Source organism: Arthrobacter sp. Rue61a (assembly GCF_000294695.2).
Classification (GTDB): Bacteria; Actinomycetota; Actinomycetes; order Actinomycetales; family Micrococcaceae; genus Arthrobacter; species Arthrobacter aurescens_A.
The window spans coordinates 3,109,663-3,121,924 of the sequence record NC_018531.1 but is presented as its reverse complement, the minus strand read 5'-3'; the positions used below and the strand labels follow the sequence as shown (position 1 = coordinate 3,121,924).

The 12,262-nt window shown below is 58.7% G+C and carries 10 protein-coding genes; 7 read left to right on the top strand and 3 right to left on the bottom strand.

The window, feature by feature from the left end; translation table 11 throughout:
• The first annotated feature begins 114 nt into the window (after positions 1-114).
• From ARUE_RS14185 to ARUE_RS14155, 7 genes are all read left to right on the top strand, one after another.
• Positions 115-732 (top strand): acyltransferase, encoded by a 618-nt coding sequence (locus ARUE_RS14185; RefSeq protein ID WP_014922230.1) that lies wholly within the window; start codon positions 115-117, stop codon positions 730-732.
• Positions 729-1,820 (top strand): DegT/DnrJ/EryC1/StrS family aminotransferase, encoded by a 1,092-nt coding sequence (locus ARUE_RS14180; RefSeq protein ID WP_014922229.1) that lies wholly within the window; start codon positions 729-731, stop codon positions 1,818-1,820. The genes ARUE_RS14185 and ARUE_RS14180 overlap by 4 nt, the downstream gene beginning before the upstream one ends.
• Entirely contained in the window at positions 1,820-2,806 is a 987-nt protein-coding gene (locus ARUE_RS14175; RefSeq protein ID WP_011775335.1) for a Gfo/Idh/MocA family protein, read from the top strand. The genes ARUE_RS14180 and ARUE_RS14175 overlap by 1 nt, the downstream gene beginning before the upstream one ends.
• 188 nt (positions 2,807-2,994) lie before the next feature.
• Entirely contained in the window at positions 2,995-4,179 is a 1,185-nt protein-coding gene (gene glf, locus ARUE_RS14170; RefSeq protein ID WP_026005450.1) for a UDP-galactopyranose mutase, read from the top strand.
• Entirely contained in the window at positions 4,176-6,182 is a 2,007-nt protein-coding gene (locus tag ARUE_RS14165) for a glycosyltransferase (RefSeq protein WP_014922227.1), read from the top strand. Before glf ends, ARUE_RS14165 begins: the two co-directional genes overlap by 4 nt.
• Positions 6,183-6,184: 2 nt before the next feature.
• Positions 6,185-7,042, top strand: a complete 858-nt coding sequence (locus tag ARUE_RS14160) for an ABC transporter permease (RefSeq protein ID WP_014922226.1) — start codon at positions 6,185-6,187, stop codon at positions 7,040-7,042.
• Complete coding sequence (locus ARUE_RS14155) at positions 7,043-7,774, top strand: ABC transporter ATP-binding protein (protein ID WP_011775331.1); 732 nt, start codon at positions 7,043-7,045, stop codon at positions 7,772-7,774. It abuts the gene before it with no gap.
• A gap of 272 nt (positions 7,775-8,046) precedes the next feature.
• Here the strand turns inward: ARUE_RS14155 and ARUE_RS14150 are convergent, their stop codons facing one another.
• The 3 genes from ARUE_RS14150 to ARUE_RS14140 all read right to left on the bottom strand — a co-directional run bounded on the left by ARUE_RS14150 (position 8,047) and on the right by ARUE_RS14140 (position 12,168).
• Positions 8,047-10,290 carry a glycosyltransferase family protein gene (locus ARUE_RS14150; protein WP_014922225.1) on the bottom strand — a complete coding sequence of 748 codons (2,244 nt, stop codon included), beginning with the start codon at positions 10,288-10,290 and terminating at the stop codon, positions 8,047-8,049.
• 97 nt (positions 10,291-10,387) lie between these two features.
• Positions 10,388-11,416, bottom strand: a complete 1,029-nt coding sequence (locus ARUE_RS14145; protein ID WP_011775329.1) for a lysylphosphatidylglycerol synthase domain-containing protein — start codon at positions 11,414-11,416, stop codon at positions 10,388-10,390.
• Positions 11,413-12,168 carry a glycosyltransferase gene (locus tag ARUE_RS14140; protein ID WP_286139757.1) on the bottom strand — a complete coding sequence of 252 codons (756 nt, stop codon included), beginning with the start codon at positions 12,166-12,168 and terminating at the stop codon, positions 11,413-11,415. Before ARUE_RS14140 ends, ARUE_RS14145 begins: the two co-directional genes overlap by 4 nt.
• Positions 12,169-12,262 lie beyond the last annotated feature (94 nt).

Below are 12,262 nucleotides of genomic sequence, written 5' to 3'. Positions count from 1 at the left end.
TGGAAGCGCTGCGGGAGATATGGCGTATGTGGACAACCCCTGCCCGCGCTCGTACAGCCGCTGCCTTGCCACCGTGGCATGGTGTCTCAGCTAAGATGAATCTCGTTGTCGCGTGTGCTCAATGAGGAAGGACCTTCACCGGTGATAGTGGTTGCGGAGAGCGCCGATGTTTCAGACAAGGCGGTAATTGGTGACGGATCAAAGATTTGGCATCTTGCCCAAGTCCGCGAGCAGGCCGAATTGGGCGTCAACTGCATCGTAGGACGCGGCGCCTATATTGGCACCGGAGTCAAAATGGGGGACAACTGCAAAGTTCAGAACTATGCGCTTGTCTACGAGCCCGCGGTACTGGAGGCAGGCGTCTTCATCGGCCCGGCCGTTGTACTTACAAACGATACTTACCCCCGGGCGGTTAGCCCGGATGGCGGCTTGAAGAGCGCCCACGACTGGGAGCCCGTTGGTGTCACCATTCGTGAAGGAGCATCCATCGGTGCCCGCGCTGTCTGCGTCGCACCAGTCACCATTGGACGGTGGGCAACAGTGGCTGCTGGTGCTGTCGTCGCCAAAGACGTCCCTGATTTTGCCCTGATGGTCGGAGTTCCGGCCAAACGCCATGGTTGGGTCGGTAAAGCTGGTTTCCCGCTGCAACGCAGTGGTGAGAACTGGGTATGCCCGGAGACCGGCGCTACATATGTTGAACAGAACGAGACCCTTCGAGAGGTAGAGGCATGAGCCCCGAATTCATTCCCCCCGCTAAGCCCATCATCGGTGATGACGAGCGCAAGGCAGTAGAGGCCGTCCTGGCTTCCGGCCAACTCGCACAGGGTTCGGAGGTTGCGTCTTTTGAACAGGAGTTCTCGCAAGTACTCCTCGACGGCAGGGCTGCAGTAGCGGTCAACTCAGGCACCTCCGGCCTGCACCTCGGCTTGTTGGCTGCGGGCATCGGTCCCGGCGACGAAGTCATTGTTCCGTCGTTCACTTTCGCGGCCACGGCTAACTCCGTGGCCCTGACGGGAGCAACTCCTGTCTTCGCCGACGTGGACTTGGACCACTACACGCTTGATCCGGCCTCCGTCGAATCGAAGATCACGGATCGCACGGCCGCCATCATGCCGGTTCACCTCTATGGCCACCCCTTCGACGTGGACGGAATCGGCGCAGTCGCTTCCAAGCACGGTGTGAAGGTCTTTGAAGACGCCGCCCAAGCACACGGTGCGGCCGTCAACGGTCGCAAGGTGGGTACGTTTGGTGACTTCGCCATGTTCAGCCTGTACCCCACCAAGAACATGACGTCCGGCGAAGGTGGCATGGTCAGCACAGGTTTGGCCGATGTCGAGCGTCGACTTCGGTTGCTCCGTAACCAGGGCATGGAACGGCAGTATGAAAATGAGCTTGTTGGCTTCAACGCCCGCATGACAAACATCCACGCTGCCATTGGCCGCGTGCAGCTGACCAAAATCAACGCCTGGACCAAGACCCGCCAGGAGAACGCTGCCTTCTTCGACGCAAACATCGAAGGCGTTGTCACTCCCAAGGTGTCTGAAGGCTACGAGCACGTGTACCACCAGTACACCATTCGCATCGCTGAGGACCGCGATGGTTTCGCCAAGGCCCTGCGCGAGGAATACAACGTGGGCTGCGGCGTCTACTACCCCATCCCGAACCACCGCCTTGCGCCTTTCCAGACTTCTGATGACCTGCCCGTCACGGAAGAAGCAGCTGCCAGCGTATTGTCGCTCCCGGTACATCCGTCGCTGAGCCAGGATGACCTTGACCGCATCGTTTCCGCGGTCAACGCCATTGCGAAGGCAGGAAGCTAGTGGCAAATCTGCGTGCAGGCCTCATTGGACTGGGGATGATGGGCCGACACCATGCCCGCGTCATTCGAGAGCTTGAAGGCGTCGACCTCGTGGCCGTCGCTGACTCCTTCGGTGACCCCCACAACGTAGCCAACGGACTTGAGGTTTGCAGCTCCGTTGAACAGCTCATCGAGCAGGGCATTGACATGGCTGTGGCCGCAGTGCCCACCGTGCTCCACGAGGAAGTGGCTCTGCAGTTGGCTGAAGCCGGCGTGCACTGCCTGGTGGAAAAGCCTATTGCCAACGACTCTGTGTCGGGCCGGCGCATTGCCGAGGCTTTTGACTCGCGGGGATTGATCGGGGCCGTAGGTCACATCGAGCGCTTCAACCCGTCACTGCAGAGCCTCCGCGAACGGCTCGGCAACGGCGACCTCGGCGAGGTTTACCAAATTTCGACGCGACGCCAAGGGCCGTTCCCTTCCCGCATTGCAGATGTCGGCGTGGTCAAGGACCTCGCAACGCACGACATCGATCTCACTGCATGGCTTGCACAGAGCAATTTCGTGAATGTCGTGGCACACACGACTTCCCGGAGCGGACGCGAGCACGAGGACATGGTCACCGCCATTGGCCACCTGCAGAGCGGCGTAGTTACCAACCACATCGTCAACTGGCTGTCGCCCATGAAGGAGCGCACCACTGTTGTTCTGGGTGAGCGCGGTGCCTACATCGCGGACACCATTTCAGCTGATCTGACGTTCATTGAAAACGGCACTTTCCAGACTGACTGGGACTCCGTTGCGGCATTCCGTGGCGTGTCCGAGGGTTCATCGACCCGCTTTGCCCTGGCAAAGCGCGAACCGCTGAAGATGGAACACGAGGCATTCCGTGATGCTGTACTCGGAAAGTCCATGAATATTGTCACAATGGCGGAGGGACTCGAGACCCTTCGCGTCGCTGAAGCTGTACTTGAGTCCGCAGAGACAGGCTCCGTGATCTCACTCTAGCTTTGTTCGTTTTTTTTGCAGTTTTGAACGGGAGGCTGGCTACGGGCCAAGCCTCCCGTTCGTTTTTCCGGACAATTGATGCCTTGCTGCCACGAGCTGCCGAATCGGGGAACGATCGTAACGTCGGGTAGCCTTTACCAGTAGACGTGGGCATCTCTGTGCCCGCACGCCAATACACAGGAGAGTTTGTGAACGCTGATCTCGTCGTCGTCGGCTCGGGTTTCTTTGGCCTGACCATTGCAGAACGCGCCGCTACCGAGTTGGGGCTGAAGGTTGCGGTGCTTGATCGCCGCCACCATATTGGTGGAAACGCCTACAGCGAGAATGAGGCGCAGACCGGAATCGAGGTGCACCGCTACGGCGCCCACCTCTTCCACACCTCGAATGAACGTGTGTGGGAGTACGTGAACCGGTTTACCAAGTTCACGAGTTACCAGCACAAGGTGTACACCAGCCATAAAGGCGAGGTTTACCCCATGCCCATCAACCTGGGTACCATCAACCAGTTCTTCCGCTCGGCCATGAGCCCGACGGAAGCAAAGGCACTCATTGCCGAGCAGGCTGGCGAACTGGCGGGAACGGACCCCCAGAACCTCAATGACAAGGGCATCCAACTCATTGGCCGTCCCCTTTATGAGGCCTTCATCAAGCACTACACGGGAAAGCAGTGGCAGACGGATCCGAAGGATCTGCCGGCTGAAATCATCTCGCGGCTTCCCGTGCGCTACAACTATGACAACCGGTACTTCAACGACACTTACGAAGGTCTTCCAGTTGACGGTTACACTGCCTGGATTGAGCGGATGGCAGATCACCCGAACATTGAGGTTGTCCTGAACTCGGACTTCTTCGACGACGGTGAGTACGGTCGCTCCTCTGTCCTCGGTCAGGTGCCCGTCATCTACACAGGCCCGGTTGACCGCTACTTCGACTATGCCGAAGGTGACCTTTCATGGCGCACCATCGATCTCGAAGAAGAGGTCCTGCCTATTGAGGACTTCCAGGGTTGTTCAGTAATGAACTACCCCGACGCCGATGCTGCTTTCACGCGCATCCATGAGTTCCGTCACTTCCACCCCGAGCGGGACTACACCAAGGACGCTACGGTCATCATGCGCGAGTTTTCTCGTTTTGCTGAGAAGGGGGACGAGCCTTACTACCCCGTCAACACTTCTGACGACCGCCAGAAGCTGCTTGCCTACCGCGATCTGGCCAAGGGCGAGAAGTCGGTCCTGTTCGGCGGCCGGCTTGGAACGTACAAGTATCTGGACATGCATATGGCCATTGGTTCCGCCTTGTCCATGTTCGACAACAAGATCAAGCCGCACTTCACTGGCGGCGCCAAGCTTGAAAGTGGGGGAGTGGACGCATGACCACGACAACAAACGAAAGCCAGGAGATCGCTATGACGGCCACTACTGCCGATGAAATCCCCGCTTCCACGGAACAGAACCTGCGGATTGTCCAGCGGGTGATTTTCCCGGCCAACCGTGACCTCGACACGTTGCCGCTGTACGTGGATCCTGACACCAACAAGCTTCACACGAGTGGCGGCGGCGCCGATGTTCAGGCCATTGGCATGGCCCGGAAACTCCACCCGGAGGACATTTTGAACCGCGGCTCCGTTCAGGTCCGCCGTGGTGAGCGTCTTTCTTTCGGGTCGTATTTCAACGCTTTCCCTGCCAGCTACTGGCGTAAGTGGACCATCGCTACCAAAACCGTGCTGCACATCGAAACCGAAGGCGAGGGGACGGTTATCGTTTACCGGTCCAACGCCCGCGGTGCTTCCCAGCGCGTGGATTCGATTCTGGTGGAGGGCCCTTCCACCAATGAATTCGAACTGACATTGGCCCCGTTTGGGGACGGTGGCTGGTACTGGTTTGACCTCATTGCGGGCGGCGACGGCATGACGCTCAAGAGCGCTCACTGGGCTGTCCCTGATGAGGGCCGCCCACAGGGTCGCGTCACGCTCGGCGTAACCACGTTCAATCGCGCCGACTACTGCCTCGAAACCATCAAGTCCATTGACGGTGACGCTGGTCTGCGGGAAATCCTTGCGGAACTTATCATCGTGGATCAGGGCAACAAGAAGGTCGCAGACCAAGCTGGCTTCGACGCAGTCGCGGAGTCCATGGGTGATCAACTTCGGATCATCAACCAGGGCAACCTCGGCGGCTCGGGAGGTTTCGCGCGGAACATGTACGAGATGGTCGTTTCTGACAAGAGCGACTACGTCATGCTGCTGGACGACGATATCGAGCTGGAAACAGAAGGCGTAATGCGTGCAGTGGCGTTTGCAGACCTCTGCCGTAGGCCGACCATCGTTGGCGGCCACATGTTCGATATGTACAACAAGTCCGTCCTGCACGCCTATTCAGAGGTCGTCAACTTCTATCGCTTCCTTTGGGGGCCTGTGGAGGGACTCGGTAATCACGACTTCTCCACTGCGGGTTTGCGCTCCACTCCGCAACTCCACCGTCGCTGGGATGCGGATTACAACGGATGGTGGATGTGCCTGATTCCCAAGACGGTTGTGGAAACCATTGGTCTGTCCCTTCCTGTGTTCATTAAGTGGGACGACGCTGAGTACTCCCTCCGGGGCCGGGCTGCCGGCTTCCCCACGGTGACCCTTCCCGGGGCAGCGGTCTGGCATGTCTCTTGGGCCGATAAGGACGACTCCGTGGACTGGCAGGCCTACTACCACGAGCGCAACCGTCTTATCGCGACCCTCCTGCACTCGCCGTTCCCCAAGGGCGGTCGCATCCTGCGCGAGAGCTTGAACACGGACGTCAAGCACCTGGTATCCATGCAGTACTACCCGGAGCAGGCACGGGTGATGGCACTTCGCGATGTTCTCGCCGGTCCAGACAATCTGCACAAGCAACTGCCGACGACGATGCCGAAACTCCGTGCCATGCGCGAGGAGTTCCCGGACTCACAGGTCAAGACCGACCCTGCAGCGTTCCCCGAGGTCTTCCGCAAGCGTCCCCCCAAGAAGCCCCAGTCTTTCAAGCAGCCAGGCGCCTTGGGACTGCTTCCTTGGGCAGTTAAGACCGTCCTCAAACAGACACTGGCTCCCGTGCGCGGCACCGCCAAGGCTGCCCCTGAGGCTCACGTTGCTCATCAGGACGGCAAATGGTGGAGCTTGGCGCACTTGGATAGCGCCGTGGTATCCAACGCAGACGGCACGGGCGCTTCATGGCATTTGCGAAACCCGAAGATGGCACGCCAGCTGGTGGTTGAGTCCGCCAAACTCCATGCTCAGCTTTTCTCTAACTGGGAGACCCTCCGGGCACAGTACCGTGAGGCCCTTCCCGAGATCACCTCCATGGAGTCGTGGCGGGAAACGTTCGAAGCTTCGGAGCCCAGCAAGTAGCAATGACAACTTCCACTGATACATACGCTGTTCCGGGGGTAGGGGCCGGGCTGCTGGACGTTTACCGGCGCCGGTACCTCCTCAAACTGATAGTCCGTAAGGAACTCCGGGTAAGGTACCGGGGTTCTGTCCTGGGCCTTGCTTGGTCTTACGTCAAGCCGTTGGTCCAGTACGTTGTGCTGTTCTTTGCTTTGGGCATTGTCCTGCGCGTCGGGGATCAGATTCCCAACTACGCGCTGTACATGTTCTCTGGTGTCATCGTCATCAACTTCTTCTCCGAAGCGTTTTCGAATGCCACGAGATCCATCGTGTCGAACGCTGCCTTGGTTAAGAAGATCTACCTGCCACGGGAATTATTCCCCGTTGCCTCAGTGTGGGTTGCTGCGGTTCATTTCCTCCCCCAATTGGTTGTGTTGTTGGCTGCTGCGCTGCTGAGCGGGTGGAAACCGGACATCATGCAACTCATTGGAGCTGCTCTGGGCTTCGTCATTGTGGCAGTTACGGCGACCGGCCTGGGCCTCTTGGCCGGAGCCGTCAATGTCTTCTTCCGCGACGCCGAGAACATCGTAGATATGTTGATGATGATCGTAACGTGGACATCGCCGGTGCTTTATGACTGGACCATGATCCGTCGGCTGGCACCGCCTTGGGTGTTGGTCATCTATCAGCTCAACCCGATCACGGTGGCTGTTGAGTTGTTCCACTGGGCCTTCTGGTATCCCACTGTTGACCGTCCAGTCGAACTGCCTCCACATCTGATGTGGACGGGATTGATTGGTCTCGGCATGGCTGCCCTGTTCCTTATCATCGGCCAACTCGTCTTCCGACGACTTGAGGGCCACTTTGCGCAGGAGGTCTAGATGGGCGCCGCAATAATCGTCAAGGACCTTAAAAAGACCTTTAATCTCCGCCATTCGCACTCTCTCAAGGAGACCCTCGTTTGGCTGGTGAAGGGTCGGAAAAGCGACCTCAGCAAGAAGTTCGATGCACTCCACGATGTGAGCCTCGAGATTCAGCCAGGGGAGACCGTGGCTTTGTTGGGGTTCAACGGCTCAGGTAAATCCACATTATTGAAACTTATCTCCGGCGTTATCCTGCCGGATAAAGGCACGGTCCGTACTAAGGGTCGCGTAGCCGGGCTCATCGAGGTTGGCGCAGGTTTCCACCCGGACCTGTCCGGGCGCGAAAACGTCTTCCTCAATGCTGCAATCCTGGGAATGACTGAGCAGGAAATCAACGAGAAGTTCGACGAAATCGTTGCGTTCTCCGAGATTGAGCAGTTCATCGACACCGAAGTAAAGTTCTATTCCTCCGGTATGTTCCTGAGGCTTGCTTTCGCAGTGGCAGTCCACACGCAGCCCGACATCTTCTTGGTGGATGAGATCCTGGCCGTGGGCGACGAGCCGTTCCAGAAGAAGTGTTTGGCCAAAATCAAGCAACTTTCGGATGAAGGACGGACGCTGGTTGTGGTCAGCCACGACCTCGACATGATCTCGCGTATCTGCGACAGGGGAGTTGTGCTTGCCTCCGGCACGGTGCAGTTCGAAGGCCCCGCTGACCAAGCTGTAGCATGGCTGCGCGATAGCAACTAGCAGGTAATTGCTGTTTGAACCCTACGAGGGACAGCAAAAAGGCCACCGCACATCTTCTCCGAATGATGTGCGGTGGCCTTTGCCGTAGGTGAGTTGCTCTAAGTAGGACGGGGGCGGGCCTGACCGCGCTACTGCATGGGTGCTGGAGGGATCTGCCAGCGCCCCACAAACCAGCGCCCCACAAAGAAGAGCGTCCGCCCCGGTGGGGGCGGACGCTCCTCGGACCTTAGACGCTCTTCTGACTTACAGGCGGTCTAATGCGTTGCAGCCGGCTAGACAGATACCTTTTCGGCCGGCTCCTGAATGACGTGTTCCTCGGACCCTGTGCGGCGATGCCGACGAACATAGTGGAAAACAGTGAACACCAATATCCCGAACCACGCGACCGCCTGGGCAGCGAGGCCCATGGTGAGGCCCGGCGTCGTGAAGGAAATGTCCACTGACTTGGCACCCGCTGGAACGTCCACCAGGATGACCCCCGCTGGGCCCTGCGTGAGCTTCTGCGGTTCGCCATCAACCGTAACGGTGTAGCCGGGCCACGCGAGGCGGGCGAGGGTCAGCTTCCCTGCCCTGCCGTCGCCGGACAGAGTTATGTGTTCATCGTTGCCGTTCCTGACCGCATCCTGGACTGAGACTCCGTCCGAGGCCCAGGAAACGGTGCCGGGGTAGGGCAACGGGTTCTCCCGCTGAAGGATTGTCCGGGTCTCATCCGAGGCCACAATCGACCAGCCAGGGGCAACGTTGAGTTGGTCCGGGGCAATCATGGTCTTCTGGACGGCGACAGTCTCGACTTGAAGGACATCGGCCAACGTAACGTCGATTTCCGGGGACGCCTGTTTGAACAGCTCCGTGTAGGCAAGCGGGCAGGTCTCGCCGCGGTAGTTCATGCACAAGGCATTGACGTATGTAGTGAAGCTGATGCCGCTATACCGGCCCATGCTGTTGTTGACGTCGGCGTTGAGGATCTGATTGCCGTACAGGAGGCGTCCCTCAGTGAATTCCTCGCCTGTGATTTTCATGGTGTTGAAGATCTGAATGGTGTTGCCCCGGTAACTGCTGGTTGAGTCACGGAGCGTGTCTGCATCCACGGGGGAGCCGATTCCGGCTACGGCATTGTTGGGGACGAACTGCCTGGACTGCATTCCAAGCGTGGCGATTGTTCCCAGTACCATCACTGCGGCCAAGCCTCGGTAGCCGAAGCGCTTCCAGCCAAAGACGGCCAGCGCCACCAAGGCCAAAGTCACGGCCAGGGTGAAGACCTGCCATTTGCCGCCCTCGGGAACCATGGACCAGGCGCGGTAGGTTCCAAAACCAAGGATGGCCACGGTAATGAACAACCGCTTCTTCCATGATGTGGTCTTCAAGCCCGCTGAGGCCACCACCGCGACGAGAACGATGACGCCGAGGTACACATACTCGATGAGTCGGATCGGCCAGCGGAAGACCAGCACCTGGGAAGGAGCGAAGGTCAGCAGGAAGTAGATTCCGGTGATGATGTAGATGCTGAAAATTTGACGCGAGCGGTTTCGGAAGCTGCGGAAATCCAGCCACGGAAGCAGTGGCAGGACGAACCACGCCAGGTAACTTGAGGGGACGTTGTCGATGGGTGCCCAGAAGTTGTTGATCCGCGGCCGCATGGACGATGTGCTCATGGTTAGTAGCGACGACATGTCCGGGGAAAGGAATAGGTCATTCAGAATTTCGCTCTGTTGCCGCACTGTGACGGCTGAGCTGAGGGGCAAGGGGAAGTAGACCAGGACAGCGGTCAGACCTACCAGGGCACCGACAATGACGATTGGAATAAGCCGGCGCCAATGCCTCATGAGCATCAGCTCGATGGCGACAGCCGAGAGGACAAGAATGACGCCAATGGCCCCGTAGGGGTTTCCCGCCGTCATCGTCAGGAAGCCCAGCAGGAACGGCAGGAACGGTGACGTGTTGCGGCGCGCGTAGCGGCGGACAGACCACCAGAAAACGGTAATCCATGCGAAGGCCATCAGGCCGCCCGGCCACCGGGCAGCCTCGTAGAAGAGCGTAAAGCCGCTGAAGGGGATTGCCACACCGGCAGCCAGAGCCAAGGGCCTGTTGGAACCGTAGTCGCGGGCGAGCATGAACGTACCGAACGCCAGCAACGCGATGAACTGGACGATGATGAAATAACTCGCCAGAGACAGGTTCTCGAAATTCGAAACGATGACTGAGTTGACTATGTTAACCGGGTTGAAAATACCGTAGCCCACCTCGGCCACAATGTTGCCGCCCACCCATCCGCCGGGTTCCATCAACGGGAACCGGCCGGAGCGTATTTCCTCACCCATATGACGCCACAGGGGGAGGAAGGACTGCATCATGTCGTCCCAGTAGTAGAACGTGGGATTGAACAATCGGGGAATGATGGAGGCGACGGCTGCTATTGCGGCAGTAACAATGCCCCAATGCCAATCGTGCTGCATGAAGTAGCGCCGTCGGGTGACCGGCGGGCGCTGGGCAGTAGCCCCGGAGGTTCCTGCTGTCATGGTCTTAGCTTGCTCCTTAGCGCGCGGCATAAGTGTGAATATTGGCCTGAAGGACTGCCTGGATTACGGGAAGTTCGGGGGCACCCGCCACCACCTGCTACTTGGCCTCCGAGGCCGAGTCCACGGTGGTCTTGGAAGCTGACTGTTGCCGCCACCGGAAGTGAACATAAGCTATGCCGACGCACAGTAGATCCGCGATCGTGAACATGATTCGTGAAAGGGCAGCGATTGCCGTCGCAGCACCGGCGCTCATCATTCCGGCCAGGGCAAGGATCAAGATGGCTTCGCGGGCCCCCACGCCTGCGGGAAGCAGGAATGCCAGCACGCCCAGCGTCATACCAAGAGCCAACGCACCAGTCAGAACCAGGAACGTCGCGAGGTCCAAGGTGGCCTCATGGCCAACCAGGATCCAAAGGTGCAGGCCAAAGCACAGGTACATCAGCACGCCAAGGATGAAGGCCTTGACCATGGTGTTGGCCTGAATTCGTTCGGGGAGGGGCGGGCGGCGGAACACACGCAGGACGATGTTGACCAGGAACGTCACGACGTTTGGGTTCATCGCCAAAATAACAACCGGCAGGATGACGTACAGCCACTGCAGATTGGGCTGCCGTTGGACCAGGATAGGAAGCGCCGAAGCCCCAACCACCAAAGCCGCGCCAATGGTGATTCCGGTGCTCACCAGGGACGCTACGAAGACTTGCGCGCGAGCAATTCCGTTCTTTCGCCCTAGCTCCATCTGAAGTACGAACGCCCACACGGAACCGGGCAGGTACTTGCCGATCTGGCCGACCAGGTAGATCTGGTTGAGCACCAAACCTTGGGGTTCAATGTCTACGGATCGCAGCAGGCTTGCCATGACTACCCGCCACATGTACATACCGAGCAAGACGCCCGGGATAAGCGCCAGCAGGGACAGCAGGACCTGCCACCATTGAAGGGCGAAAACCGTGGCTTGGACTTGCGGCCACTGGACTGCAATGAAGTACACGGCCGCGGCGAATACGATGACCACCAAGGCGCGCCGGGCGAAGTCAACCAGCTTGGCCTTGGTGCTCTTCACCGGAGGCTGTTCTTGATTGAGATCGTTGTCGTTGGAAGGTGTTTCCGCAATTGATCCCGTCATGAGGCGTGCGTCCCCGCGCTGGGAGCCACCGCGAACTCACTCCGGCGGCGGCGCATGGCCACGAGTCCTTTGAACATCTTGACGACGTCGGCAGTCCGGATGGTGGTTTCGCCCGGTTCGTCGTCGGGCGCCAGTGTGACGGGCACTTCTACGATCTTGAAACCTTGCTTTTCAGCGGCGTAGACGACCTGGGTGCTGAAGAGGAATCCGGGGTCATCGAAGCGGTCAACCATGCTTCGAAGCCAGTCGCCGTCGACAATCAGTGTTCCTTGGGAATCGCCAACCTTGGACCCGAGGATTACCTGCCGCAGAGTCTTGAAACCAAAAGTGGTAATTCCGCGGATGAGACTGCGCTCGGTGATCGAGTCCTTGTGGGCCTTCGAACCGATGACGACGTGGGGTTTGGTTTGGAGCTTCTTGTCTTCGTCGAGATCGTCAGTACCGAAGGGAAGATCGTCCGCCGTGAGGAGCACGCGGCTGCCGGAGCTGGCTTCGATGCCCCTGCGGTAGGCGTTTCCCATGCCCTTTTGGCTCTGGAGAACCTTGAACGTCACGTTGGGAGTATCCACCGCGTGCTTGAGGGCGACCTCGAGTGTTTTGTCTGAAGATCCGTTCTCCACGATGATGATCTCGGAGGTGCCACTGGTCAAGTAGCCGGAAAGACGGGCCATTGTTGCCGCCAAAATCCGTTCTCCGTTATAGACGGGGATCACAACGGAGAGATCCGGTTGGCCTGCCTGGTCGAAAGTCAAGACTCTCCTCGGTAGTTCGTGCCGACGAATTCTTGAACGCCAGCCGTAGCCCGCAACGCTGTTGTCACGAGTTCCTTGCAAACCCTCAGTCTAG

Excerpts from the sequence above, each read along its gene's own strand:
- ARUE_RS14165 (WP_014922227.1), top strand. The coding sequence starts at position 4,176 with ATGACCACGACAACAAACGAAAGCCAGGAGATCGCTATGACGGCCACT.
- ARUE_RS14150 (WP_014922225.1), bottom strand. The coding sequence starts at position 10,290 with ATGACAGCAGGAACCTCCGGGGCTACTGCCCAGCGCCCGCCGGTCACC.
- ARUE_RS14180 (WP_014922229.1), top strand. The coding sequence starts at position 729 with ATGAGCCCCGAATTCATTCCCCCCGCTAAGCCCATCATCGGTGATGAC.
- ARUE_RS14155 (WP_011775331.1), top strand. The coding sequence starts at position 7,043 with ATGGGCGCCGCAATAATCGTCAAGGACCTTAAAAAGACCTTTAATCTC.
- ARUE_RS14145 (WP_011775329.1), bottom strand. The coding sequence starts at position 11,416 with ATGACGGGATCAATTGCGGAAACACCTTCCAACGACAACGATCTCAAT.
- ARUE_RS14160 (WP_014922226.1), top strand. The coding sequence starts at position 6,185 with ATGACAACTTCCACTGATACATACGCTGTTCCGGGGGTAGGGGCCGGG.